The sequence below is a fragment of the Streptomyces antimicrobicus genome, from assembly GCF_020532625.1.
In the GTDB taxonomy this organism is placed as follows: Bacteria; Actinomycetota; Actinomycetes; order Streptomycetales; family Streptomycetaceae; genus Streptomyces; species Streptomyces antimicrobicus.
The window spans coordinates 1-26,438 of the sequence record NZ_JAJAUY010000084.1 but is presented as its reverse complement, the minus strand read 5'-3'; the positions used below and the strand labels follow the sequence as shown (position 1 = coordinate 26,438).

Below are 26,438 nucleotides of genomic sequence, written 5' to 3'. Positions count from 1 at the left end.
TCGCGGTAGAGGTCGGCCCAGCGCTCGCTGTCGGCGTCGTCGTCCGCCGCGCCCGCACCACCGGGCCCGCCCGCACCATCAGGCCCGCCCGGACCGCCGGGCCCGCCGGGTACGCCGAGCGCGCCGGGCGACGCGCCGAGCCCGCCCCGGCTGCGTCCGCCCTGCTGCGGCAGCGACAGCCCACCGGCGGCCAGCCGCGCCCCGAACTCCCCGCCCCAGTAGAACGGGACCGGGCGCACGGCCGGGGCGACGGCGTGCAGCCCCGCGGTGAAGCGCGCGTACAGGCCGGAGAAGGCCGGCTCCCGGACCCCGGTGCCATGGATGAACAACGCCGTCGTCATATGCCCCCCACCCAGGACGTCAACCACTCGCCGTGAACGCGATCGTGGCACATAACAAGCCGTCAACTTGGCAGTATGCTGAAAAAGTGCCCCTCGACCCGGGTGCGCGCTCTTCTGTCTGCCGTGCACCCGCCAGGGCCCTCGCCGGCCCGGCGTCGGACTCCTCAGGGGGGACCGTATGGGTACTGATGTGATGATCACCCATCTCGTCGGCGCCACCGCGCTCATTCTGATCGTCGCCCATACGGCGGGCTGGCTCTCCCGGCGGTGGCGCCAGCCCACGATCATCGGGCAGTTGATCGCCGGCATCGCCCTCGGCCCCACCATGCTCGCCACCCTCTCCCCGGAGCTGTCGCGGCTGCTCTTCCCGCCGGCGCTGGGCCCGGTCCTCACCGGCCTCTCCCAGATCGCCCTGGTCCTGTTCCTCTTCGCCGTCGGCTACGAGCTCGACCTCGGCGTGGTCCGCGGCCGGGCCCGGACGGTGGTGGCGGTCTCGCTCGCCGCGTTCCTGCTGCCGATGGCCGCCGGGTGCACCGCCGCCGTGCTCTTCCACGAGCAGCTCGCCCGGCTGGGCGCGCCCCAGGAGCTGTCCGCGGCCTCCGTGCTGTTCTTCGGCGTGGCGCTGTCCATCACGGCCGTGCCCGTGCTGACGGCCATAGTGCGCGAGAACGGCCTGGCCGGAACGGTCCCCGGCATCGTCGCGGTCGCCGCCGCCGGAGTGATCGACGTCCTGGGCTGGACGGTCCTGGTGGGCACGCTGCTGGAGACCGGGACCGGCGGCGGGCTCTCCCGGCAGACGCGGCTGGTGCTCGTGCTCGCGTTCACGGCCGCGATGCTGCTCGCCGCCCGGCCGGTCCTGCGCCGCCTGCTGTGGCGCTCGGGGATCGACCCCTCGGTGCGGCTGGCCGTCCTGGTGGGCTTCGCGTTCGCCTCGGCCTGGGTCACCCAGGCCCTCGGGCTGCACGTCATCTTCGGCGCGCTGCTCGCCGGCGTGGTCACCCCGCGCGAACGCGGCGGCACCCTCGACCCCGACCTGGTCCGGCCGCTGCACGACATCGGCATGCTGCTGCTGCCGTTCTTCTTCGTGGTGTCCGGCCGCAGCGTGGAGATCGGCGAGCTGGACGCCACGGCCGTGGTCGCGGTCGTCGCCATCACCCTGCTCGCCGTCATGGTCAAGGTGACCAGCGGCACGGTCGCGGCCCGGCTCTCCGGCCTGGACCGGCACGACGCCCGGACCGTCGGGGTCCTGCTCAACACCCGGGGCCTGACCGAGCTGATCGCCCTCAACGTCGGCCTCCAGGCGGGCCTGCTCAGCGGCCGGCTCTACACCGCGCTGGTCCTGATGGCCCTGGCCACCACCGTGCTCACCGAGCCGCTGCTGGCCGTCGTACGCCGGCTGCGGGCCCGGGCGGAGCGGCCGGGCGGTGCGGGCGTGCCACCGCCGCCGCCCCGTACCCCGGTCGACGCACCGCCCGCCGAAGCCCTCTGACGGCCGCGCTCCGTACGGACGACCCGGTCCGTACGGAGCGCCGCGGTACGCCGCCCTCCGCTACAGCGGCATCGGCGCGATGTCGCACTCGATCCGCTGGTGCAGCCGGGCCGCCATCAGCCACGGGTGGTCCGGGCCGAGGACCCGCGTCATGCCCTCCACGGCGTCGGCGTTGAGCTCGTCGGCCTCCTGGATCCGGCCGAGCCCGCGCAGGTCCAGGGCGAGGCTCGCCCGGCAGGACAGCGTGAGCGGGTGGTCGGGGCCGCAGGCGCGGACGAACTTCGGCAGGGTCTCCTCGTCCACGGCGCGGGCCGCGTCGAAGTCCAGCTTGGCGTAGTGGTTGTTGGCCAGCCCCAGCACCGCGGTCAGCGTGAACGGGTGCATCTCGCCGAGGGTCTCCCGGAAGGCCGCGGTGGACTCCTGGTCCAGGGCCTCGGCCTCCGCGATCTCCCCGAGCGCGCGCAGGGTCGCCGCCAGGTTGGTCATCATGATCAGCGTGAACGCGTGCCGGGGTCCCAGGGTCGCCCGGTAGCGCTCCAGGGTCTGCTGGCCCAGCTCACGGGAGGCGGCGAAGTCGCCGCGCAACCGCCGGTCGACGGTGGCGTTCGCCGCGCAGGCCAGCGTGTCGGGGTACGTGGCGCCGTAGCGGAGGGTGAACCGCTCCAGCGTCTCCTCGGTGAGGTCCGAGGCCTCCTGCAGGGCCCCGTCGCGACGCCGGCACACCGCCAGGTTGCGCGCGGCGCGGATGGTGGCCGCGTTGTCCTCGCCGAAGACCGTGCGGTAGATCCGGTACGTCTCCTCCTGCATGACCCGGGCGGCCGGGTAGTCGCCGCTCTCGCGGATGTCGATGGCCAGGCCGTTCATCGTGTTCAGCGTCAGGCCGTTGGTGGCGCCGTAGAGGATGTCCCACTGCCGGGCCGTCTCCTCGTCCAGCTCCCGGGCCGCCGCGAACTGGCCGCACGCCCGCAGGGTCACGCCGTAGCCGTGGGCGGCCAGCAGGGTCGGGGGCTCCTCCGGGCCGAACAGGTCACGGGCCCGGCTGTCGGCCTCCTCGTCCAGGGCGCGGGCGGCGTAGAAGTCGCCCTTGTAGCGCAGCGCGCCGGCCATCTGGGTCATGGAGTCGATCAGGTCCTCCTCGGGGAACGTGTCCCGCCGGGAGATCTCCAGCACCTTCTGGCTCAGCTCCAGCGCCTGCGGCACGTCGCCGGTCTGCAGCAGCAGGAAGGCCAGGAGCTTGCCCATGACGAGGACCTGCGCGTTCTCCTCACCGGACTGCTCGGTCCAGCTGGTCCACGCCTCGCGGGCCACGTCGGTGGCGGTATCGTGCGCGCCCCAGTAGTAGAGGTAGAGCACGATCGACTGGATCAGTTCACGGCCCCACGGGTCGCCGGTGCGGACCGCGCCGCTGGCCATGACGTGCGGCAGCAGCGCCTGGTACGCCGGCCACTGGTCGGGTGCGGTGGGGGCGCCCGGCTTGGCGGTGGCCAGCAGCGTGTGCGCCGCCCGCCGCAGCTCCTCGGTCCGGTTCTCGTCGAGACCGGCGGCGAGCACCGCCTGCATCAGACGGTGGATGTGCAGGGTGCCGTTCTTGTGGTCCAGCTTGATCAGCGACAGCTTGCTGAGGTCGCGCGTCGCGCGGGCCAGCAGCACCGGGTCGCGCAGGACCGGGTCCAGCTCCGGGGTGATGTCGACGTTGCGGGTGCCGCGCAGGATGCTCAGGGGGATCGGCTCCGGAGCCATGCAGGAGCAGATCTCCAGCAGCTGGCGCGCCGCCGGGTTGCTGTCGGCCAGCTGGTCCAGCGAGATGTTCCAGGCGGCGGCGACCGACACCGGGTAGTCCGGCGAGGGGTCGAGCTCCAGGATGCCGGGCCGGCGCTGGTCCAGCAGGTTCAGGTACTCGCTCACCGGCATGCCCGTGGCGGCGTGCCAGGCACCGCCCTGCTCGATGGCGAGCGGCAGGTCGCCCAGGGCCTCGGCGAGCCGGTCGGCGTCCTCGTGGCTGAGGTCGCGGGCCCGGCGCTGGAGCAGGGCGATGCTCTCCTCGCGCTCGAAGACGTTGACGGTCAGCGGGGCCGCGACCCGCTCCCAGTCCCGGTTCCGCGAGGTGACGATGATCTTGCCCGGGCCGCCGGTCGGGAAGTAGCCGCGGACGGTCTCGATGTCCTCGGCGTTGTCGAAGACCAGCAGCCAGTTCTCGTGCGGCCGACCGGTGCGCAGCGCCTCCCGGACGGCGGGCACCGCGGTGTTGGCCTGCGGGCCGACCTCCAGGTTCAGGGCGCGGGCGAGGTCCACCAGGGCGCCCAGGATGAGGCTCTCGCGCTCCGCGGGGATCCACCAGATGACGTTGTACTCGTGGCTGTGCCGGTAGATGTACTCGATCGCCAGCTGCGACTTGCCGACACCGCCCATGCCGTGCAGGGCGTGCGGCAGCACCGCCGCGGTCTCGTCCGACCGCAGCTGCGCCTCGACGGCCGCCAGCAGGCTCTCCCGGCCGGTGAAATTGGGGTTCTTCGGCGGGACGTTCCCCATGACCCTCGGCTGGCCGGAGCGGACGAAGAGGGTTTGGGACTTGGTGTCCATGATCGGTTCAGCCTTCCGGACTGCGGCGTCTGAGGGGTCGGTGGTCGTCGGCACAAGCTCTCCAGGGGATGCGGCGGGGTCGAAGGGAGCCGGGATCTCCTGGGTGCGTATGCCCTCTCGTGGGGTGTCGGGCGCCTGGGACGGGCCGGAGGGCACCGCGACGGTGTCGTACGGGCGGCCGCCGTCGCCCCGCCCGCCGCCGCCGACGGCGGCCATGACGCGGGCGGCGCGCCGGGCGTACGGGCCGGCGAGGGCCTTGAGCACGGCGAGTTCGACGCGCAGCCACGGCTGGTTCGCCGCCGTGGCCTCCGGCAGGGCCGCGTGCTCGGGGTCCTGCAGCGCGGCCCGCAGCCGTACGCCGCGCCCGCGGGCGCTGGGCAGATCGGCGAACAGGCTCACGGTCCGGGCCAGCTGGCTGCGGGTGCCGGTGGCGAGCAGCGCCTCCCGGATGCCCTCGGCGAAGTCGGGCCGGCCGTCGCCGCCCGGGCCGTCCCAGTCGATCAGCCCGCCCATCAGCAGCTCGGCCACATGGCCGGGACCGGCCTCGGGCACGGCCCGGTCGCGCAGTTCCTCGATCAGCTCGAACTCGAAGGGCAGGGCCGCCAGATGGGTGGCCAGCCGGCGCGCGGTCGGCGTGGCCAGCGAGAAGAACCGGCGCACGGCGGCCTCCGCGGAGCCGGGCCCCTGGCCGGCCGGCGGCTGCAGTCCGGGCGTCGGCCGGCCCTCGGCCAGCGTGCCCGCCAGCAGGAACGGCAGGGTCCGGCGCACGCCGAGCTCCCCGGCCACCAGCTCGGCCCAGGCGCTGAACGACTCCGGCTTCAGGCTCAGCACGGGCACCGGGACCACCGGCTTGCCCTCGGCGCCCCAGGGCGGCTCCCCGGCCGCCGACTCGTACGCCGGGCCGTGCCCGATCCGGGTGTTGGGCACGCCGAAGCCGCCCGCCTCCAGCTCCGCGCGGTACGGCGCGGCGGACGAGCGGTGCCACAGGTAGGTGGGCAGCAGGTGCACGAGCGCCGTGGGGCCGCTGCGCGCCAGCCGCGTCAGCAGGTCGTCCGCCACCGGCCCCGCCCAGCCGTGCGCCAGTCCGTCGGTCACCAGCAGGTGCACCCGGGAGCCGCGCGCGTCCAGGACCTCCGCCGGATCACCGGTCCGCTCCCCGGGCCAGCGCAGCCGGGCCGCTCCGCCGGCAGGTAACTCCAGCCCGACCGTGCGCACGTCCCGGAACGCGCCGCTGCGCACCGCCTCCACGGCGATCGCGGCGACCCGGTCCCGCCAGATCCGCATGGTCGGCGCGGTGTCCACGAGCAGGACGAGGTCGAACGCCTTCTCGGCGGCCGGACGCAGGTACGGCATCCAGAGGTTGTCGGCGATGCCGTACCGGGCGGTGCGTTCCTCGTCCAGCTCCTTGCGGTGCCGGGCGGGCAGGCTGCGGCCGAGCCGGTGCAACGCCTTGGCCAGGCGCGGCGGAGCCGCTCTGCGGACCCGCCGGGTGACGGGCGCGGCGGGAGCACCGGCGGGGTCCTCGGCCTCCAGGTCCGCGGCCGGTTCGTCGTCGTCCGCCCCGGGGAGGGTTCCGGGCACGCCGAAGGCGCGCGTGAGGCCGTCCGCAGCCCACGAGGGTGCGTCCGCCCGTCCGCCGACGGGCTGCCGGTCCGGGCCGCCGGCGGGCGGCGCGTCGGGCGTGCCCGGGGGCGTGGCCCGATCATGTGCCTGCCCGCGGTCCTGCTCCGGCTCGGGCTCCGGGTCCCGCTCGGGGGTGTCCTCGGCGTCGGGGCCGTGCTCCGAGGGAGGGCGCTGTGCGGCGTCCGGTGGCGGGGCCGCGGCCGCGCGGGCAGCCGCCAGCCAGACGGCGTCGGCGACCTCCCGCCACGTCGGACCGTCGCCGGAGGGACCGTCCGTCCCGGTCCGGGCGTCGGGCGCGCGCTCCCTGGGAGTGCCGTCCATCAGCGGCCTTTCGCGAGGTCGCGCAACAGCAGTTCCATGAGCTTACGCCCGTCGGAGTCCGCCTGAAAACCACCCGCTGTGGTCAGATGGACAGCATTGAGCAACTGGTCGACGGACTGGGTGCCCCCGGTCCGCACCCGCCGCTCGAAGTCGTCGATCAGCGCGTCCACCGCTTCGGGCCTGCTCCTCAGGTGGCTGACCACGATCGAGACGAGCTGCTCCCGGCTCGGCGGACGCATCTCCAGCGGCAGACAGCGGCGCCGGAAGGCGGCCGGAAACTCCCGTTCGCCGTTGCTCGTGATCACCACGAGCGGGAACTCCCGGCACTCGACCCGGCCACCGACGATCTCGGCCCGGCCGCCGGGGTCGTCGGTGAACACGTCGACGGCCGGCAGCGCGCTGCGGACCAGCTCCGGGACCTCGTAACTGCCGTTCTCCAGGACGTGGAGCAGATCGTTGGGCAGGTCGATGTCGCTCTTGTCGAGCTCGTCGATCAGCAGGACGCGCGGACGGGCGTAGGCGAGCAGGGCGGTGCCCACGGGACCCAGCGTGATGAAGTCCCCGAGGTACGGCCCCGGTTCGGGCTCCGGTGCGTCCGCCGGGACCGTCCGGGCGGGACCGGGCCGCTCGGCCCCCGCCCGCCAGGCGGCGATGGCCTGGGCCCGGCCGATGGAGTCGTACTCGTAGAGCCCGTCGCGCAGCGTGGTCCGGCTGACGATGCTCCACTGCAGCACCCGGCCCAGGCCCAGTTCGCGCGCCACCAGGAAGGCGAGGGTGGACTTCCCCACCCCGGGCGGTCCGGTCACCAGCAGCGGACGGCGCAGCAGCAGCGCCGCGTTGATCGTGTCGATCTCCTCGTCCCGCAGACCGGGCCGGGCGTCGTGCGCGCCCAGCCGGCGGTGCAGGGCGCGGTCGTCGTCGGCGGGGGCGGGTTGGAGCGGCTCGCCCGCGAACTCCCGCCACGGCGGGGCGGGCGGGATCCGCGGCGGCTCACCCGCCGGTGCCTCGCCGGTCGCGTGGAAGACGCGCCAGGACGGGGCGGACGCGGCCGGGGCCGTACCGCCGGAGCCGACCGGGTCGCCGGCCGCGGCTGCCTCCGAGGTGGCATCGTGCTCCTGCTCGTACTCGGTCACGCCGGTACCTCCTCGCAGTCGATGAGCCTGAACGGGTCGTCGTAGAAGAGCGCGACGTGGCGGCCGGGCAGCTGCTCCGGGCGCTGGCCGGGCGTGGTCTCGGCGAGCTCCCGCAGCCGCCGGACGGCGCCCGGCAACTGGGTCGTGGGATAGCCGACGAGCAGGTCGAGCGGGGCGGTCAGGGCCCGCTGGGAGGGGTCGCGGCGGTCCCAGAGCGCCACGCCGATGCCTTCGACGATCGCCGCCTTCAGCGGCTCCAGGGCCTGCCCCTCCAGGGCCGGCGCGCTCAGCGTCACGGCGGTCAGGTGCTGGTCCGCGACCAGCTTGTTGCGCCAGATGCGCAGGTCCGTCGTGGTGTGTTCGGCGGCGGTCCACGAGTGGGGACGGGGCGCGGTGGCCGCTCGCAGCGTCTGCCAGCGCAGCCGCCAGCGGCGCAGCTGGGCCGGGTCGCGGGTGCGCATCCGCTCCAGGCTGCGCAGGTGCACGAAGTAGCGCAGGCCCAGGGGCACCGGGTCGTCGGCGCCCGCCTCCCGCAGGCCGAGACCGGCCACGTCGTGGTTGAGCATGCCGTAGGGCATCACGAACTCGACGTGGATGGGGCTCGGGTCCTCGCCGGCGCGGTCCGCGTCGGCCCAGTACTCCTCGCCGCGCCGGACGGCCCGTTCCACCGCGGTGCCCAGGGTCGGCGGGGTCGCCCGTTCCAGATCGCCCGAGACCGGGGACCAGGAGCCGGCGGTCCGGTTGACCCAGTGCCGCACGTAGACGTCGGGCGAGCCGTCGAGGGCCGGGTCCACCATGATGATCAGACAGCGCGGGACCTCCGCGCCGGAGGCCGTGGAGGGGCCGGCCGGCCCCGACCCGTCCAGCTGCCGGCGCCGCTGCCGCAGCGCCTCACCGGCACCGCCCCCGGCCCCCGCCGCCCAGGCGTCGCACCACTCCCGCAGCCGGCGCCGCCGCTCGCTCCCGGCGGGCGACAGCTCGGCGACGTGCTCCAGCATGACCACGGCGGGCGGCAGCCCGTCGGCCTGCGCGTTGAGGTCGAGCAGGTGCTCGAAGAGCTGGCCGGGCGTCAGCCGGCAGGGCAGCTCCACCCGCACCTCGCGCCGCATCCGGGCCAGCAGCAGCCCCGCGTCGATCCCGGTGTGCCCGGCGAGCAGCGCCCGGGCGGCCGTGACGTCCTTGTCCTCGAACGCGCCGAGCAGCGGGAGCGCCGCCGGTGACCCGGGCTCCCAGGCCCGCAGCACCCGCTCGCGCACCCGCCCGGCCACGTCGCTGCCCTCGTGCAGCGCGACGGCGTAGAGGAGCGCGTCCACGCCCGTCTCCACGCCCTGCTGGTCCCGTAACACCGCCTGCACAAGGGCGACGGTATCGCCCCGGGCGTCCTTGCCGGGCAGATCCGTGGATCTTTCGAGGTACTCCCCGACACTCTGCCCGAACAGCAGCCGCTGGCCGGGGTCCCGGACGCAGTCCAGCGCACACAGCTCGTCCACGAGCGCCATCCGCAGGCGCGCCTTCGCACTCGGCACCGGCCCTGCCACCACGTTCCCCACCCCCGACCATCCCCCCAGAAGTCGGCACGAGTCCTCGCGTAGGTCCGCGAAGCTATCACGCGGGTTTCTTTGCCACCAGGAGAACTGATCAATCCCCTGAAGTGCACACAGGGTCACCCGCCGCTGTGGCCGGGGCGGTCCGGGCGGTCGAGCGGCCGGCTCAGCCGGACCGTGACCGTCTTCGGGCGCTGGTACTCGTGCAGGGCCAGGGCGCTCAGGTCCGTGCCGTGGCCCGAGGTGCCGCGCCCACCGTGCGGGAGCTCCGCCGTCTGCACCAGGTGGCAGTTGAGCCAGGCCTCGCCCGCGTCCAGCCGGGCCGCCAGGTCCAGGCCCCGGTCGAGGTCGGTGGTCCAGACGCTGGCCGCCAGCGCCTGCGGCACCCCGTTCGCCAGCGCCAGGGCCGCGGCCACGCCGTCGGCCTGCTGGACCGTCAGGAGCGGCCCGAAGACCTCCTCCGTGACGGCCGGGTCGTCGGCGGGCAGGTCCGCCAGCAGCCGGGCCGGGCGCCAGTACCCGTCCTCCTCGCCCACCGCCGGGGCCACCTCCGCCGCGACGCTGCGCCCGGCGGCCGACGAGGCCACCAGGGCGTCGTAACGGGCCGCCTGGTCGGCGTTGTTCAGCGGACCGAAGTCCCGGCCGGCGACCCGCTCGCCCAGCGCCCGGGTCAGGCCCGCGACCACCGTCCCGTAGTTCTCCGCGAGCGTGATCACCCGGGCCGGGGCGGCGCAGCTCTGGCCCGCGTTGTACGTGACCGCCTCCGCGAGCGCGTCGTACGTGTGCGCGGGCGCGTCCGGCAGCACCACGGCCGGGGCGTTGCCGCCCAGTTCCAGGCTGGTGCGGCGCAGGCCCGCCCGGGCCGTGACGTCGGCGCCCGCCCGGGCACTGCCGGTGAAGGCCACCATGTCCACGTCCGACTCCACCAGCAGCCGGCCCGTGTGCCGGTCGCCGGGCAGCGGGCGCAGCACGTCCGGGCCGAGGGCCTCGGCCGCGTGCGCGGCCAGCAGCTCCAGCGCGTCCGGGGTGGTCTCGGCGGGCTTGGCCACCACCGTGTTGCCGGCCGCCAGCGCCGGGGCGCAGCGCCAGGCCGCCATCAGCAGCGGGTAGTTCCACGGGACGATCACCCCGACCACGCCGACCGGTTCCCAGCGCACCCAGCTCTCGTGGCCGGGCACCAGGTGCCCGGCGGCGGGTGCGGTGCGGGTGCGGGCCGCGTTCGCGTAGAACCGGAACAGGTCCGCCACCTGCTCGACCTCGCCCGCCGTCTCCGCCGCGGGCTTGCCCGTACCGGCCCGCTCCAACTCCCCGTACCGCTGCGCGTGCTCCTCGACCAGTGCCGCGAGCCGGTCCAGGCGCCGGGCGCGCTCCTTGGGGGTCAGCGCGCTCCAGGCGGGCAGCGCGGCACGCGCGGCGGCGACGGCGGCGGTGACCTCGGGCCCGCGGGAGAGCGGGGTCGTGCCGCGGGGGCGGCCGGTGCGGGGGTCGATGAGGCGGACGGTCCCGGGGGGCGGGACGGGCGGGGTGGGCGCGGTGGTGGTGGCGGTGGCAGTGGTCGGGGTGGTGGCAGGGGTCGGGGTGGGCGGGGTCATCGTCGCGTGCTCCTCGGATCGTCCGTGCGTCATATGTCGTACGACCTCAGCCACAGCTCCAAGGTCAGCACCAGCCACAGCTTGCCGCCCTGGCGCGGCAGCAGGCTGCCCTCGCCCTTGAGCCAGGTGCGGATCGTCTCCGGCCGGAACAGCCCGCGCTGCCGCGCCTGCCGCCCCAGCAGCAGCTCGTGCCCCAGCTCGCGCAGCGGTCCCGTCAGCCACTGCTGCACCGGGACCCGCATCCCGCTCTTCGGGCGGTCCACGACCGTGTCCGGCAGCAGGTCGCGCACGGCCTCCTTCAGCACCCACTTCTCGGCCGTGCCGCGCAGCTTGAGCGCGGGCGGCGTCGCGAAGGCGTGGTCGATCACGGCCCGGTCGAAGAGCGGCGCCCGCCCCTCGACCCCCTGCGAGGAGGTCAGCCGTTCCACCTTGGTCAGGATGTGGTGGGCGCCCTTGGTCCGCAGGTTGCAGTGCAGCAGCTGGTTGAGGAGGTGGCCCATCCGGTGCGGGCTGCCCGGACCCGGCACCAGGTACGGCTCCACGAAGCGCTGCGGGCGCGGAGCGTCGCGCAGCGCCTCCAGGGCCGGGGCCGTCAGCAGCTGCGGCAGATCGGTCCAGCACTTGCGGTACGAGCGCAGGTACGCGGTGGCGCGGTCCTCGTCCCAGGGCGCGCCGGGCGTCCGGTGCATCTCCTGCACCAGCATCGGGAGGTTCTTGGGCCCGCCGAACACGGGGTCGCCGCCCTCGCCGTTGAGCACCACCGACGCGCCGTCGGCCGCCACCGCCTCGGCCAGCATCAGGTTCGGCACCGTCAGCGGATCCCCGACCGGGCTGTCCAGCAGCGCGGCCGCCTCGGCGAGCCGGGCGGCCACGGCCTCGCCGGAGACGGTCAGCACCCGGTGGCGGGTGTGGCAGTGGGCGGCGACCAGGCCGGAGTAGCCCAGCTCGTTCGGCAGGTCGTCGCCGAAGCTGATGGAGTACGTGCGGACCGGCTGGGAGTGCAGCTTGGCGGCGAGGGCCGTGACGAGCGAGCTGTCGATGCCCCCCGACAGCAGGACCGCCGCCGGCTCGGCCTCCGGCAGCCGGCTCGCGGTCGCCCGCTCCAGCAGGGAGCGGAGCTCCAGGACGTACGGGGCCGGGTCGTGGTCCCGGCCCCCGGCGCCGACCCGGTCCTCGGCCGGGCGCCGCTCCTCGACAGGGCGCCGCTCCTCGGCCGCGGCCCGCGGGCTGTCCGGCTCGGGGAGCAGCTCGCGCGGCTCCCAGTACACGCGCTCGCGGACCGAGCCGTCCCGGCCCAGCCGCAGCACCCGGCCCGGCAGCACCTCCCGTACGCCGGTCAGCAGCGTTTCCTCGCCCGGCAGGTACGCGAACGTCAGGAAGGAGCGCACGGCCGCGAGGTCCATGGCCGTGCCGAGCGCGGGCCAGCGGCGCAGCGCCCGCAGCGAGGTCGAGGCGGCCCAGGTCCCGGCGGCCCGCGCGTAGAACACCGTACGGGCGCCCACGTGGTCGCGGATCACGACCAGGTCGGTGCCGTCCAGGACGACCAGGACGAACATCCCCTCGGCCCGTGCGATCCCGGCCTCACCGAGCAACGCCCAGCAGTGCAGGAGCAGTTCGCCGTCGGTGCAGTCGCGCCTCGGCGGGGGAGTGCCCGGCCGGGCGGTGGCGAGCGCGGCGAGCAGGACGGGGCGGTTGTGGAGGGTGACCTCGCCGACCGCCGTCAGGCCGTGCGCCGTGAACGGGCCCTCGGCGCGCCCGGGTTCGTCCCCGACCAGGCCGAGCGCGGCCCCCGGCAGGGCCGCCGGGTCCGGTCCTGCGGACCGGTCGGTCGCCCCGAGCGCGGCCAGCTGGGCGTGGGCGGTGCCGGTGGTGTCGGCCAGACAGGCGGCCAGACGGGCCACGGGCGGCTCCTTTCCTTCGACGTGCGGTGGTGCGGGTGGCGCGAGCGGTGCGGGTGCCGCAGGGGGTGCATCGAGTCGTGCAGGGGGTGCAGGGGGTGCAGGGGTACGGGTGGTGCAGGGGACGCGGGGGCGGAGGCCCCGGGCCGGTCAGCCGAAGTCGTCGTCGCTCCAGGTGTCGTCGCTGTCCTCCCAGCCGGACTCCCAGGCGTCGTCCCCCGGGTCGCCGCCCACGTCCCCGCCGCCCCCGCCGCCCCCGTCGCCGCCCGAACCCCCGGAGCCGGAGGCCTGGTTCTGGGCGTACTGCTGCCGCAGCTCCTCTTCCTCCTCGGGGGTCAGGCTCGCCGGCGGCAGCTGCGCGGCCGTGATCGCCAGGGCCGCCACGCCCAGGCCGGCGAGCACCGCGCCCACGGTGCCGCCGAACGAACTCCGGTTCACCAGCACGGTCTCGCCGCGCCCCCACAGGGTGCGGCCGTAGCCGATGTCGCGGGCGTAGACCACCGTCCCGTCGGACAGCGTGCGCTTGATGATGCGGTCGCCGAGGAGCTCGTCCGTCCCGGCGCCACCGCGGTTGTCGTGCCAGGTCACGACGCGGGCGCCTGCGGTGTCGGAACGGCGCCGCCACTCCTCGCGGCCGTCGTCGTACCTGCGGTGCACGCTCGCGTCGGCGAGCAACTCGTCCGTGTATCGGATCTCTCGGGGCCGGTTCATGTGCGTCCTCGCGTGGGTGGACAGGTCATACGGCGGGCCAGGTCAGGAAGCCGCTGTCGCGCATCTCGCGCAGACCGGGCCGCAGCGCGCCGCGCACCGGGCGGCCGCCGCGGGTCTGGCGCAGCACCGTACGCAGCAGCCGGGCCGGGGACACCGCCGCGAGCTCGGCGAACCGACCCCGCGCCAGCCACGCCACCTCGCGCGGCAGCAGCCCGGCCGGCCACCCGGCCTCGGCCCCGGCCGCCGGAGCCGGGCCCCGCCCGGACGGCAGCCCGAGCGCGGCCGCATGGCGGGGTACGAGGCCCAGCGAGCTGACGCGCACCCGGGCGGGGCCGTCGCCCGGGAGGGCGGCGCGCACCCGGGCGGGGAGCAGGACGCCCGCCGGGCTCGCGTCGTGCAGGACGTGGACGGTGGCGTCGGGGGTGCGGCCCAGCGCGGCGAGCAGGCGCGGGTCGAGGGGCAGGGCGTCGGGCGCGGCGAGGACGGGGCAGGCGGCTTCCAGGTGCACATGGTTGGCGAGCAGCATGGCGGCGGTGTCCCGGTCCTGGCAGAGCAGCACGCGCGGGACGCCGTAGTCGTAGAGGTCCGGCTCGGGGCCCGCCCCGGGACCGGCGCCGGGATCCGCTTCTGCGGAGGGCGGGGGCGCGGGCGCGGTCGTGGACGTGGGCATGGGCGCGGGCGTGGGCGTGGGCGTGGGGGAGAGGGGGCGGGCGGGCGGGAGGAGGCCCGGGACGTTCTCACGGCCGCGGGCGTCCAGGGCCCGGGTGAAGGCCGCCAGCCGCAGCGGCACGGCGGGGGAGAGGACCCGCCGGGTCTCGTAGTAGAGCTGCCGTTCCGTGAAGCGCAGCCCGCCGGGCGCCGCGGCGCGGGCGGCGGCCGCCGTGAGGGCGCGGTCGAGCAGCGGGCGGCCGGGGCCGCGGCGGCCGGGGCGGGCGGCCGGGCCGTCGGTTCGGGTGGGACGCATCAGGGGCGGGTGCCTTTCTTGCCGCGCGCTCCGGACGTGCCGCTCGCGGGGTGTGCGGAGGCCCGGGCCGTGCCGGGAGCCGGGTCGGGCCAGGTCAGGAAGCCCTGGGCCTGGGCGGGGACGGGGGCGGCGGCCCGGGCGGAGGCCTTCGCCCGGTCGGACGCCCGGTCGGTCGCTCGGGAGGCGGCCGGCGAGCGGGAGGACGCGGCCGAACGGGTGGCGCGGCGCACCGCGGCCTCGGCGGCGGACAGCAGGAGCGCGGGCGGCACGGCCGCGAGCGGACTGCGGAAACCCTTCGCCAGCCACTCGGCGTCGGCCTCGCGCAGGCGGGCGACCGTCCGCAGCTCCTCGGCGCCCAGGCCGTCGCGGGGGACGCGGGAGTAGAGCCGGACGGTGCCCTTGCGGTCCCGCACGTGCCGCGGGTGCAGTCCGCCGTCGACCACGACGCGGTCGGGGTGGACGGCCCGGATCAGCGGGGCCAGCAGCACGCCCTGCGCGCTCGCGTCGTGCAGCACGACCACCGGCAGCCGCGCCGGGATTCCTTCCAGGGCGTCGAGGGCCGCCTTGGCCCCGCTGTCCTCGGGCACCTCCACCAGCCGTGACCGCAGCCGCGCCGGCAGGCCGTTGGCCGTCAGGAACACGGCCACGGCGTGGTCGGTGCACACGATCACGGAGGCGGTCCCGCCCGTCGCCCGCGCGGCCGGGGCGGCACCTCCGCCCAGGGGCCCGGCCTCGGCGCGCCCGGCGGGTGCAGCGGCCCCGGCGGGCGCGGCGTCGTCGAGGACCCCGTCGGGCAGCCCGCCGTACGCGGCCCGCCACCGGTCCGTCATCAGCCGGCGGAACGTCGGCCCGGAAGGGCTGATCCACGAGCCCCCCGCCGCCGCAGGCCGGTACTCCATCCGGGACGCCGTGACGAGGACGGCGGCGGCGCCCGTCCCGAACACCGTCGCGAGCCACCCGCCGGTGAACACCGCGGCGCCGATCAGGGCCGCGGCCACCGGGACCGCCACCAGCCAGCGGATCCCGGGCCGGACGCCGCGGGCCGGCGTCGGCGACCACACCGCGTTGTGGGTGCGGGAGAGGTACCAGAGCTGGGTGAGCGTGATGGTGAGCCGACCGCCCCCGGTCGCGCGCAGCGCGATGCGGCGGATCCGGGTGTCGTGCATGCCGCGGCCGTCGGTCTTCGGGTCCAGCGCGAAGGCGCGCCGGCAGTGCGCGCAGATCCGCCCGGTCCGCTCGCTCTGCTTCAACTCCTGTGCGCAGTGCGGGCACTTCACCGGCCACCGCCGGCGGATCCGTCCGGGGTGCCGACGGCTCCGGCGCCGCCGTCGGCGTCCGGCCACGACATGAAGCCCACCGCGGCCGCCCGCCGCCGCTCGGGGTCGGTCCTGCGTCCGGCCTCCTCGGCGAGCCGGGTCACGACGTCCAGCAGCTTGCGCGGCGGCACGGCGACCAGCGGGTACCGCCAGCCCTTCGCCAACCGGTCGAGCTCCTCCTGGGCGACCGTACCGGTCCCCGCGAGCAGCCGCAGCTGCTCGGGCCGGGGCCTGCGCGCCGGATCCCGGTACGGCACTCCCTTGGCCGGCTCCCGCACGGAACGCAGCGGCAGCCCCGCGTCGACCACCCGGCGCCCCGGCAGCTCCTGGCGCAGCCGCCGTACGAGCAACTCGCCCTCGACGTCGGCGTCGTGGAGGGCCAGCACGGGCAGGTGCCCGGGCAGGGGCCGTACGCCTTCGGGGCCGGGGACGAGGGCGACGCCGTAGCGGGAGGGCACCCCGTTGGCGGCGAGGAAGGCGGCGACGGACCGCTCCGGGCAGACCAGGACGGCCGTCGGCGCCGGGAGCCCGGGAGAGGCGGGAAGCGCACGGTAGGGGTCGATCTCGGTGTCGTCGACGACTCCGGCCGGCAGCGCGCCGTAGACCTGCCGCCACTCCCTCAGCGCCGTGTCCTTGAACTGCGCGTGCGTCACGCGCGGAACGCCCCGGCCGACCCCGGCCAGCCGGGCGGTGAGACAGCCGGCCGCGACGACCAGCAGGACGGCGCAGACGAAGAGCAGCGCGGTCGCGTCGGTCAGGACCCCGACCAGACCGGCGAACGCCGCGAACCCGGCGGTCCCCCCGGCACAACCACCGGATATGCCGGCCTCCTTGAGGCGGCGCCGCGACAGCGCGTACCACAACTGCCCGGTGCTGACGGCGACCTGCGGGCCCGGGCCGGCGGCGCGGCCCTGGCCGGTGCCGAGGGCCTCGGCCTCGCCGGTGAGCTGCTGCACCACCCGGCGGACGCGCAGGTCGTTCAGGGCCAGGGGGTTGGTCTTGGGGTCGAGGGCGTACCGCTTGCGGCAGTGGGAGCAGACGTTCCCCGTGCGTTCCTTCCGGAGCAGGTTCTTCTCGCAGTGCGGGCAGATCACCGGCGGACCTCCAGGGCGGCGGCCACCCGGCGCAGCCGCGCGGCCAGCCGTTCCCGCACCGTCGTGCCGGCGATGCCGTGGACCCGCTGGGCGTGCTCGATGTCGCGCAGGGCGGCGGCGAGGGCGTGGTAGTCGGTGGTGCCGACGGCGGTGAGGGTGCCTCCGGCCCGGACGGGGTCGGCGTGGTCGTCGGGACGGTCGGGACGGTCGGGACGGGGCGCGCGGACACGGCGGGCGGCGGCGTGGTGGGCGGAGCCCTGATCGGCCCGGTGCTGCGCCTCGGCGGCGGTGATGGCGTAGTCCTCGTGGTCGATGCCGTAACCGGTGTTGGCCGCGAGGATGGTCAGCGGCGCCGTGCCGCGGTTCGCGAACGAGTGCGGCATCATCTCGGGGATCCGGATGAGCATGCCGGGGGCGAGCGGGACGTCGGCGACCCGGTCCCGCTCGGGGTCGTGGAGCCCGCAGGCGGCATGACCGAGGCTGAGCACGAAGTGCTCACCGCCGTGCGCGTGCGGGGTGAAGGCGCTGCGCGGTCCGACGACGCCGAGCTTGACGGTGGCGTTGGAGGGGCGCTCGGGCGAGGTCGCGGCGTCGCCGACGAGGTAGTGCGCGAACTGGCCGTCGTCGATGAACCGCAGGAACTCCCGCTCCGGTCCGAGTTCGCGGACGCCTTCGCGGTCGGCGAGCAGGATCCCGCCGTCGGGCAGCAGCCGGTACACCTCGACCCCGCCCGGCAGCCCCTGCCAGACCCGCCCGGCCATCCCCTCACCCGACCCAGCCACCGCCGCGCCTCCCCCCAGAGCCGTAGTGCGCCAGTGCGCCTCGCAGGCGCATAGTACGTTCCCGGCCGCGACGTCCGGGAGAGCCGTTGCATGCCCAGGGGCCGTCACCCGGGTGAACACCCGGTGAACGCCCGGACGGCGGCGCGGGCGGGCCGCCACTGCCGCCACCGCCGCGCCGCCGGGTCACCGCTGCGCGGGGTCCGGCGCGGTGGCGGTCAGGTCGAAGCGCGACACCGTCGCCGGGCCGGCAGGGGTGTCGTACCGTCGGAAGCCGGCCTTATGCAGGACCCGTACGGACGCCGCGTTCGCCAGCGCCAAGCCAGCGACCATGGTGTGGCTCCGGGCGCGGTCAGGGCGAACGCGGCGGGCGCCCGGGCCGCCTCGGTGGCGTAGCCCTCTTGAGACATCGAACTGCGCCTTCACTCACCATGGCGGGGAGTGGCCAGCACGCCGATAGGGGAATTCGTCGGGATGTAGGCGGACCCGGGCCAACCGCCAGGCGACATCGCGCGACAGTTGACCATCCTGCGCTCTCCGAAGCCGGAATGCGAGGAGACTGGTGCGCGGGGACAGGAGCCACCGCAGTGCGTTCAACCTCACTCGCGTGCCTCCACAGCCGCAACTTCAGTGGCCAACTCGCCATGACCTAGGGCCGTCATCGCACTGCGAAGGATCTTCAAGAGATCCCGGGCCTTGTCGTCTGAAAGCCGATCTGTGAACGTGTGCAGGATCTTTGCGATAAGGATCCATCGGGATTCTGGATTCCACTGGTGAATCTGATCGGCCAGCTCTTCAGGATTGCCGATGGAGGGGAGGCCGCTGGGGCGAGTGGAGGGTTGCAGCAGGGTGTACAAGCGAGCAGAGGAGGGGTTCTTGAGGAGCTCGTCGCGCAAGAAATCCATGCGTGCGCGAACCTGGCGGCGGTCCAATTCATCAAGTTCGAGCTCGTGCCGCGCTTGTTCCCTCTTGCGGGCAGCGGTCGCAACCTCTTGCTCAACCTGTAAAGACACCCTAGCTTTGACGACCTCAAGGCCTGCCCGCTGCAGAGGGAGCTCGTCTCGCAAAGCGATGGCGAGATCCTGTTGAGCTGCCGCCGGGCGAAGGACAGATGCGGCGGATAAGGTCCTTTCAACTATCTTTCTGACGATGTGACTTGCGATTTGAGGTCCATCGCTGACGGGCGAACTGGGCGACATGGGTCGCCACTCGACGCGGACCGTGACCGTGAAGGGCAGGTCGATTTCACGGCTGGCCGGGCGATCGGGGAAGACGCACCACCAAGTTGGTGCTGGCGATTCGGTAAGCGCGGTCCGGGATCGACGCCACCTCATCTCGGAGGTTCCGAAGCGTCAGAAGCTGCCATACTTTGTTGGAAGGTCTCGAGCAGTCCATCGTCGAGCATCTGTGACAGCTCCGCGTACACAGTGTTGTGGCTTGGGGCATGCGGAGGCCCGCCAAATAGGTCGAAAGACGCCGTGGCATGCCCGGCTCTCGCCCACTCGCGTACGATCGCGCGCAGTCGGTCCCTGGGGCTTTCCCTCTCCTGGTCGGGGAAAGATGCTTCTTCGTTGCTTCTTACCTCCTTCACCGCCTCACTGAGGATGGTGAGGATGGTTTGCTTGAGGTCTGGGTAGCTACGCACTGCATCCAGCCAAAGGCGGACCGCCAACGTGTCCTCGCCGTCTTCCTCATAGCTGCCCATGCCACGGAGGACTGCTCTCCAGCCCACGGTGAGGTCGACGGGTGAGGGGCTGAAGCTGCTGCCGTTCTCTCGGGCTAGCAGGACAGGCAGAGATGGAGAGGTCGAGTCCGTGGATCTGGCTAGCGTCCTGAAGGCCTTCAGGCCAGCTTCCAGTGTTGCGTCCGATCGGCACCAAGTCACGACGTACTCGAACAGCGTGGGGCGGGCAGTCGGGTCGTCCCACAGCGTGTGTACCGCTGCCTGCAGCGCCTGGCGCACCTCACGGTCCTCAAACGCGGCTGCATGCCGCAGGCGCCGCAGGGCTTTGACGGTGTACTGGAGGCCGAACTCCCCCGCACACACCTCCACAGCGGCGAGCCGCTGAGCGGCGGCGCCGGTTTTGGCCCATTGCAGCAGCATGTCGTGCACGTACGAGGCGCTCGCCGTGTGGAGGCTAGCCGAAGTGAGCAGTTCAACGAGTGTTGGCCATAGTGGCTTGCCTTTCCAGCGCACCGCAAGCAAGCGCAGGGGGTCCTGCCGGCGTTGACGGACCGCCCAACGAACGGCGAAGGCACCGATGCGTTGAGCCAGGGCTTGCTGCTCCTGCGTACTGAGGCTCTCAAGGGTGTCGCGCTTACCTTTGAGGGGGGCTTCGGCGAGCCACTCCAGGAACTTCGTCCGCGACAGCGGACGGTCGACCCAGAAGTACTCCAGAACCGCATCATCCCAGTCAGGACGGTTGAAGACGAGCGTATCGTCCGGTTGTAACTCGGCATCGATGGAGTCAACCATCTCGATTACACCCGGCTCATTCTGACCTTCCAGCATTAGTTCGTCGTCACCGAGCATTCTGGACAGGTCGGCAGCACTGGCGTAGAGGTGAGCTACGGGAGCCCCGCGCAAGGATGAGCAGGACACCAAGAAGTTTCTCTGAAAACTAGTGCGGAGGGGGTTCTTGTGCCATTCCAAGAGCTCATTTCGCCAACTGCTGCGCGCGGCGAGAACGCTGAGTACCTGCCGATCAAACGGGGTGGCGGCTCCCCTGCCAAGCTTATGGGCCAGTGACTCAAGGTTGGGCAGCCGGCTGTCGTTGGCTCGGTGGGCGTCTAGGATGTAGCTGACGATCCGCAGTACCTCCACCGGAGGCTGTCCGTTCAGCAAGCCCAAGATGGCGTCGTCTCTCAACCATTGATCGACAGGGACGCCCGGATCCTCTGCGTTCAGCCATTTACGAGCGATCTCGACCGGTGGTGGCGTGCCAAGATAGTGACGCACCCCTTCAGGTGCTCCGTCACCGATGCGGCGCCATTGATCAGGGGTGGTCAGGACGACGAGGCGTGACGCGCGGCGTGAAAGTTCACTCTGAAGCGACTCGATTAGTGCGCCGAATGTCTCGGAGACCCTGTAGTCTTCCTCATCGGACGGCAGCTCCATCACGTAGGCCCAGTTTTGGGTCTTAGGTAGCCGGTGTACCGGGAAGTCGGGCATGCCGCCGAAACTAAGTTGTCCGACGTGTGTTTCTGGATACTCGTGCCGCAGTTCGGCCAGTAGCGCACGGGCAGTGGTGGTGCGTCCTTTCCCTGGGCCTTCTGCAAGCACGGTGACGGAACCAGCGTGTTTCCATGACTGGTACAGGTCGTCGAAGCTTGTGCTGCCCATGGGGCGGGCGTAGACAGACCGGACAGCGGTTAGGAAAGTGTCCGAGAATTCTCCGTGATCAAGCGGACTGTCGAAACTGGCATTCACCTTTACGGCGTTCATTTCGCCGAGGTTTAGCAGCGCCAGCTGCCGCAGGCGGGTTACCGCTTCACTATCCAAAAGTGCGGTTAGTCCCAGCGCATCGACTTCGTGTGGTTGGCGTTCCTCCGAGGCGCCCGGCACACCCGAGGTCGGTGTGGCTCGTAGTGGACCCGCCCTATTACTTTGATCGCCTTCCCAGTGAGTGTCAGTACCATTTTCTTGCGATCCCTCATGCATGCGATCCCCCGTAAATTCAAACCCGTCTCGAGCGCCGTCCATGAGGCTTATCCGAGAGTGCCGTCTACTTCCAGCCCCGTGACCTCGCCTCCCTGGTGTACAAATTTGGCGCGCTGGTCGATGTCGACCACTGCCGCAGACGTTACGTTCCTCGCCTTTACTGCCCGCGCTACAGCGTCCTGTTCGACCTCATCCACTTGCTGGACAACCCGTACGCCGGCGGGAGGGCGCTGCTCTCCGACGAAAGTGAACCGCTGACCGTACACGGCTTCGAGATCCTCGCGTGCCTGACTCAAGGTTTGCACCAAAATGTCGTCGTTGAGGTGAATAAGGTCAGGGTTTCGTTCGTATACGGCCAGTTCTCGGAAGGTTCCTTCCAGTCGGCGCAGGCGAGCGTCCGTTAATTCCTCGGCCCGGATGTGGAAGGGTTGCGGGGGTGTGACGAGTGCCGTGTGCGTAGGTTCTTGCTGCTGTTGTGCGCGCCGATCTAGGGCAGCTCCGAGACGTTCGAACAGGAATCCGAAAACCTGCGGCAATGCAGAAGCGGTCACCATCGCAAGCGATAGAGGCTCTACCATCGATTCCCTCGATTCGTAATGCAGTTCGCATCGAAATGTGGGCGTGGAGCTGCCTCCTGCAACGTGGAGGCTCATGAAAGATCGCACACAGAGCTGGAGCTGTGGGCGGTTTCGCGGAGATAGGGAAGAGTTGGCCAGTCCGGCATCCGCGATATTCCGCCATGCGTGGTCGTACCACCTGGCGGCTTTTGGTCTACGCCAATGGGCTGGCCATCGGCCCAGCAGGGTTCCTGCAGCGTGCGTAGGCTGCATCCAGCTCCCTGTGTACGGCCTGCAGGTTTAGGGCTGTTACACGATGGAGCCGTCGAAAGCTTGCAGGCCGGCCTCGCGGTTGCAGAGAGACATCGACGGATACGCGATGCCGTGATTCTTTGGCTGATTGGCTTCGTTTCGCCACTGCCCGAGTGGCCGGGACTCTTTGAACCACCTTCCGGTGGCCCTAGGTGCTGCGGCACCGGTCTGAGGGGGCCATGAGGAGTCACCGCCGTCGTGAGCGCTGTCGTTGGCCGCAGGTGGGGCTCGGCCAAGTCGGCCCGCGCTCCGGGACGAGGCCCTCCAAGCAACTGCGGACAGCAGGGTAGGCATATCGAGTTGGTGGAGACGGGGCCGCACCCGGGCTGCCCTCGGGCACGGCGTGGTGGTGCTCCGGCAGGGGATCCGTTCGGCGGGGGCTGGGGTGGGTGGCTTGTGCGGAGGGGCGGGGGATTGCGGACCGTGGTTGTCCGCTATGGGGGCTAGCGTGGGGGCATGGTTCTTCGGAGGTCGTCTTCTGTGCTCGGGGCTCGGGACCTGAATCGGGCCACGCTCGCCCGGCAGCTGCTGCTGGAGCGGGTTCGGATGCCTGCGCGCGAGGCCGTCGGGCATCTCGTCGGGTTGCAGGCGCAGAACGTCAAGCCGCCCTACTTCCAGCTCCACGCCCGGCTCGCCGGGTTCCGGCCCGGTGAGCTGGCCGGGCTCATGGAGGCCCGTGACGTGGTGCGCATGGTGACCATGCGGTCCACCATCCACACGCACACGGCAGAGGACGCGCGCGCCCTGCGGCCGCTGGTGCAGCCGGCCCGGGACCGGGAGGTCCAGTACTTCCGGAAGGGACTCCAGGGCGTCGACCTCGGGCGTCTGGAGGCGCTGGCCCGCGAGCTGGTCGAGGAGGCGCCGCGCACCATGGCCGAGTTGCGCCAGGCCCTGCTGGTGCAGTGGCCCGACGCCGATCCGCAGGCGCTCGCGATCGCCGCCCGGTGCCGGCTGCCGCTCGTGCAGGTCACTCCGCGCGGGGTGTGGGGGCGCAGCGGCCAGGTGCGGCTGACCACCCTGGAGAACTGGATCGGTCCGGCCGCGCCGGCGGTCCCTCCCGGCGAGGCGGACCCCGGGGCCGCCGCCCTGGACCGTGTCGTGCTGCGCTACCTGCGCGCCTTCGGTCCCGCGTCGGTGCGGGACATGCAGACCTGGGCCGGGCTCACCCGGCTCAAGGAGGCGTTCGAGCGGCTGCGGCCCGACCTGGTGGTCTTCCGGGACGAGGCGGGCGTGGAGCTGTTCGACGTGCCCGACGCGCCGCGGCCGGACCCCGGCACACCGGCGCCGCCGCGCTTCCTGCCGGAGTTCGACAACCTGCTGCTCTCGCACGCCGACCGCCGCCGCGTCGTCCCGGCCGACCTCAAGGGGCGTACGTGGAAGGGGAACCAGGCGCACTGCACCCTCCTCGTCGACGGGTTCCTCGGCGGCGTCTGGAAGCTGGTCGAGGCGCCGGCCGCCCGCGGCGAGGAGGTGCGGCTGGTCGTGGAGTTGTTCCGTGACGTCGACCGGGCGCAGCGCGCCGAGATCGTCCGGGAAGGTGAGTCGATGCTGGCGGTGATGACCGACGCGGCCCGGTCCTGCGTGGAGTTCGGGCCGATCGGCGGCTGACGTCGCACTGGTGGCCGGTTCCCGGACACGGCACGATGCCCCGGGGTGCACCTGCGCGCACGTCCGCCCCTGCCGCGGCGCCGCCGCCCACGCCGCCGCCACCTTCGTGCGTACGTGATCCGGACACAGGAGAGAAGAAGCAATGCGCATTCCGATGACCGTCGCGGACTTCCTCGACCGGGCCGAGCTGGGTTTCGCCACCAGCCCGGGCGTGATCGACGAACCGGATCAGCCGGCGCCGCCGGTGCCCGTGTCGACGTACGGCAGGCTCGGCGAACGGGTCCGCGCCTGGCAGGCCGGCCTGGACGCGCTCGGCGTCGGGGAGGGCGAGCGGGTCGCGGTGGTGAGCCACAACTCCGCACGTCTGCTGGAGCTGTTGTTCGCGGTGCCGATGAGCGGCCGGATCTGCGTACCTGTCAACTTCCGGCTCCGACCGGAGGAGGTGGACTACGTCGTCCGGCAGTCGGGGGCCTCGGTCCTGCTCGTGGATCCCGAACTGGACCAGGCGCTGGCCGGGGTGAAGGCCCGTCACCGTTTCGTCCTCGGCGAGGAGACCGAGACCGGGCTGATGCGGTTCGGGGTGGAGCCGCGCCCGTGGTCGCGGCCGGACGAGGACGCCACCGCCACGATCAACTACACCTCCGGGACGACCGCCCGCCCCAAGGGCGTCCAGCTCACGCACCGCAACATCTGGGTGAACGGCCTCACCTTCGGCCTGCACACCCGGGTGTGGGAACGCGACGTGTACCTGCACACCCTGCCGATGTTCCACTGCAACGGCTGGGGCATGCCCTTCGTCATGGCCGGCCTCGGCGTCAAGCAGGTCGTGCTGCGCAAGGTCGACGGAGCGGAGATCCTGCGGCGGGTCGAGGAGCACGGCGTCACGCTGATGTGCGGCGCGCCGGCCGTGTGGAACATGGTGCTGGACGCCGCCGCGAGCTGGCAGGGCGAGATCCCCGGCCGCGACCGGGTCCGGGTCGTGTGCGCGGGCGCCCCGCCGCCGAGCCGGACGATCCAGCGGATGGAGGAGGAGCTGGGCTGGGAGTTCACCCAGATCTACGGCCTGACGGAGACCTCGCCGCTGCTCACCTTCAACCGGACCCGCCCGGCCGACCTGCACCTGCCGGCGCCGGAGCGGGCCCGCAAGCTGTCGCGCGCGGGGCTGCCGGCGCTCGGGGTCACGCTCGGGATCTCGGACGGCGGCGAGGTGCTGGCCCGGTCGAACGTCGTCCTGGAGGGGTACTGGGACAAGCCGGAGGAGACGGCGGAGGCGCTCCAGGACGGCTGGTTCCACACCGGTGACGGCGGCACGATCGACCCGGCCGACGGGCACCTGACGATCTCGGACCGGAAGAAGGACGTGATCATCACGGGCGGCGAGAACGTGTCCTCGATCGAGGTGGAGGACGTGATCTTCAGCCATCCGGCGGTCGCGGAGGTGGCCGTGATCGGCGTGCCCGACGAGAAGTGGGGCGAGACGATCAAGGCGCTGGTGGTGCTCGCCGAGGGCGCGAGCGCGGCGGAGGCCGACATCATCGCGCACTGCAAGGAGCGGATGGCCGGCTACAAGGCGCCGACGTCGGTGGAGTTCCGCGACGTGATCCCGCGCACGGCCACGGGCAAGATCCAGAAGTTCAAGCTGCGCGAGCCGTACTGGGCGGGACGGGAGCGGCAGGTCAACTGACCTCCCCCTCCTGACCTCCCCCTCCTGACCTCCCCTCTGACCTTCCCCTCCTGGTCTCCCCTTACCGGTCTCCGCCGCCCCCCCGCGGGTGCCGGGCCCGCTCATGGGCCCGGCAGTCCGACGGTCGGCCCGACGGCCGGGGCGCACCGCTCGGCCCGACGGCTCAGGCCGGCAGGTGCGCCTCGATCGCCGCGACGACCTCGGGGGACTCCGGCTCGGTGCGCGGGCGGAAGCGGGCCACGACCTCGCCGGCGGGGGAGATCAGGAACTTCTCGAAGTTCCACTGGATGTCCCCGGCCTCGCCGTCGGCGTCCGGGGTCTTCACCAGCTCCTGGTACAGCGGGTGCCGGTGCTCCCCGTTGACCTCGGTCTTCTCCAGCATGGGGAAGGTGACGCCGAAGCCGGACGCGCAGAAGGTCTGGATGTCCTCCGCCGTGCCGGGCTCCTGGCCGCCGAACTGGTTGCACGGCACCCCGACCACCGTGAAGCCCTTCTCGGCGTACTTGAACTGCAGCCGGGCCAGGCCCGAGTACTGCGGGGTGAGCCCGCACTGGGAGGCGGTGTTCACCACCAGGACGACCTTGCCCTTGTAGGCGGCCAGGCTGGTCGGCTCGTCGGACAGGCTGGTCAGCGGGATGTCGTACAGGCTCACGAGAAGTCACTCCTCGACACGGGGAAGGCAGGGCGGCGAGCGGGTGCGGCCGGCGGGCGCGCTCGGCGCACGCCGCGCACCGCTCGTCCGGTCAGCCTAGGCCCCGCGTTCGACCAGTGCGTCCGCCGGGTCGTTGAGCGGCTGCGGCATGCCGGTGAGGTCCATGACGAACAGCGGTATCCCCAGCTCGTCCGCGCGGGTCCGGGCCGCCGCCGTGTAGCCGGCCAGCGAGAAGTACACGCAGATCCCGGGGGAGGGCGCCGTCAGCCCGTTGAGCCAGACGCACTCGACCGCGCGCAGCCCGGCCGGCGCGGTGGTCGGGTCGACCTGGGCGACGAGCCCGGGGGCCCGCAGGTCCACGGCGCTCGTGGCCGGGGCCGGGCGCGCGTCGGGCTGCCGTACGTCCTGGAAGCCGAGCCAGCGCAGGTAGAGCGCGGCCGTGGCCACGGCGTCCCGGGCGGTGCGGATGGTCACCGGGCGGAAGGCGGGCCGGGCCACCGGCACCTCCTCCGGCGGCGCCACCTCGTCCGGCCGGGCACCGCCGGACTCCCGGCCCGCCCCGGGCCGGGCACCCTCGGG

19 protein-coding genes and 1 pseudogene are annotated in these 26,438 nt (G+C 73.1%); 4 read left to right on the top strand and 16 right to left on the bottom strand.

What is annotated here, in order from left to right; translation table 11 throughout:
* Positions 1–341: pseudogene (locus LG632_RS20100) on the bottom strand (hypothetical protein); the annotation flags it as partial.
* Positions 342–519: 178 nt separating this feature from the next.
* On the opposite strand from LG632_RS20100, the gene LG632_RS20095 reads away from it, so the two are divergent.
* Positions 520–1,830 carry a cation:proton antiporter gene (locus LG632_RS20095; RefSeq protein ID WP_226728763.1) on the top strand — a complete coding sequence of 437 codons (1,311 nt, stop codon included), beginning with the start codon at positions 520–522 and terminating at the stop codon, positions 1,828–1,830.
* A gap of 60 nt (positions 1,831–1,890) precedes the next feature.
* On the opposite strand, the gene fxsT is transcribed toward LG632_RS20095, so the two are convergent.
* From fxsT to LG632_RS20030, 13 genes are all read right to left on the bottom strand, one after another.
* Entirely contained in the window at positions 1,891–6,354 is a 4,464-nt protein-coding gene (fxsT, locus tag LG632_RS20090) for an FxSxx-COOH system tetratricopeptide repeat protein (protein ID WP_226728762.1), read from the bottom strand.
* A complete protein-coding gene (locus LG632_RS20085) occupies positions 6,354–7,487 on the bottom strand; it encodes an AAA family ATPase (RefSeq protein ID WP_226728761.1) in 1,134 nt (377 codons plus the stop codon). Before LG632_RS20085 ends, fxsT begins: the two co-directional genes overlap by 1 nt.
* A complete protein-coding gene (locus LG632_RS20080) occupies positions 7,484–9,013 on the bottom strand; it encodes a VMAP-C domain-containing protein (protein ID WP_226728760.1) in 1,530 nt (509 codons plus the stop codon). Before LG632_RS20080 ends, LG632_RS20085 begins: the two co-directional genes overlap by 4 nt.
* A gap of 137 nt (positions 9,014–9,150) precedes the next feature.
* Positions 9,151–10,656, bottom strand: coding sequence for an aldehyde dehydrogenase family protein (locus LG632_RS20075; RefSeq protein WP_226728759.1), 1,506 nt, complete (start codon positions 10,654–10,656; stop codon positions 9,151–9,153).
* Entirely contained in the window at positions 10,653–12,524 is a 1,872-nt protein-coding gene (locus LG632_RS20070) for an asparagine synthase (RefSeq protein ID WP_226728757.1), read from the bottom strand. Before LG632_RS20070 ends, LG632_RS20075 begins: the two co-directional genes overlap by 4 nt.
* Before the next feature lie 147 nt (positions 12,525–12,671).
* Positions 12,672–13,232, bottom strand: coding sequence for a hypothetical protein (locus LG632_RS20065; RefSeq protein WP_226728756.1), 561 nt, complete (start codon positions 13,230–13,232; stop codon positions 12,672–12,674).
* Positions 13,233–13,257: 25 nt separating this feature from the next.
* Positions 13,258–14,196, bottom strand: a complete 939-nt coding sequence (locus tag LG632_RS20060) for a hypothetical protein (RefSeq protein WP_226728755.1) — start codon at positions 14,194–14,196, stop codon at positions 13,258–13,260.
* The gene (locus tag LG632_RS20055) at positions 14,196–15,446 is read right to left on the bottom strand and encodes a hypothetical protein (protein WP_226728754.1); all 1,251 of its coding nucleotides are present in this window, start codon (positions 15,444–15,446) and stop codon (positions 14,196–14,198) included. The genes LG632_RS20060 and LG632_RS20055 overlap by 1 nt, the downstream gene beginning before the upstream one ends.
* A 23-nt stretch (positions 15,447–15,469) precedes the next feature.
* Positions 15,470–16,606, bottom strand: coding sequence for a hypothetical protein (locus tag LG632_RS20050; protein ID WP_226728752.1), 1,137 nt, complete (start codon positions 16,604–16,606; stop codon positions 15,470–15,472).
* The gene (locus LG632_RS20045; RefSeq protein WP_226728751.1) at positions 16,603–17,388 is read right to left on the bottom strand and encodes a cupin domain-containing protein; all 786 of its coding nucleotides are present in this window, start codon (positions 17,386–17,388) and stop codon (positions 16,603–16,605) included. The genes LG632_RS20050 and LG632_RS20045 overlap by 4 nt, the downstream gene beginning before the upstream one ends.
* A 183-nt stretch (positions 17,389–17,571) precedes the next feature.
* On the bottom strand, positions 17,572–17,718 hold the full coding sequence (locus tag LG632_RS20040; protein WP_226728750.1) for a hypothetical protein: 147 nt from the start codon (positions 17,716–17,718) through the stop codon (positions 17,572–17,574).
* Between the two features lie 266 nt (positions 17,719–17,984).
* On the bottom strand, positions 17,985–18,584 hold the full coding sequence (locus LG632_RS20035) for a hypothetical protein (RefSeq protein ID WP_226728749.1): 600 nt from the start codon (positions 18,582–18,584) through the stop codon (positions 17,985–17,987).
* Between the two features lie 131 nt (positions 18,585–18,715).
* On the bottom strand, positions 18,716–21,088 hold the full coding sequence (locus LG632_RS20030; RefSeq protein ID WP_226728748.1) for a hypothetical protein: 2,373 nt from the start codon (positions 21,086–21,088) through the stop codon (positions 18,716–18,718).
* Positions 21,089–21,141: 53 nt separating this feature from the next.
* Between LG632_RS20030 and LG632_RS20025 the strand changes: the two genes are divergently transcribed.
* The 3 genes from LG632_RS20025 (at position 21,142) to LG632_RS20015 (ending at position 25,207) form a co-directional block, all read left to right on the top strand.
* Positions 21,142–21,450: a hypothetical protein gene (locus LG632_RS20025; protein WP_226728747.1), complete on the top strand. Its 309-nt coding sequence runs from the start codon at positions 21,142–21,144 to the stop codon at positions 21,448–21,450.
* Between the two features lie 921 nt (positions 21,451–22,371).
* Positions 22,372–23,523: a winged helix DNA-binding domain-containing protein gene (locus tag LG632_RS20020; protein ID WP_226728746.1), complete on the top strand. Its 1,152-nt coding sequence runs from the start codon at positions 22,372–22,374 to the stop codon at positions 23,521–23,523.
* A 142-nt stretch (positions 23,524–23,665) separates the two neighbouring features.
* The gene (locus LG632_RS20015) at positions 23,666–25,207 is read left to right on the top strand and encodes an AMP-binding protein (RefSeq protein WP_226728744.1); all 1,542 of its coding nucleotides are present in this window, start codon (positions 23,666–23,668) and stop codon (positions 25,205–25,207) included.
* Between the two features lie 163 nt (positions 25,208–25,370).
* Here the strand turns inward: LG632_RS20015 and LG632_RS20010 are convergent, their stop codons facing one another.
* Both LG632_RS20010 and LG632_RS20005 read right to left on the bottom strand, forming a co-directional pair.
* Positions 25,371–25,859 carry a glutathione peroxidase gene (locus LG632_RS20010; RefSeq protein ID WP_226728743.1) on the bottom strand — a complete coding sequence of 163 codons (489 nt, stop codon included), beginning with the start codon at positions 25,857–25,859 and terminating at the stop codon, positions 25,371–25,373.
* 96 nt (positions 25,860–25,955) lie between these two features.
* The coding region (locus LG632_RS20005; protein WP_226728741.1) for a hypothetical protein at positions 25,956–26,438 on the bottom strand (483 nt) is incomplete at its 5' end.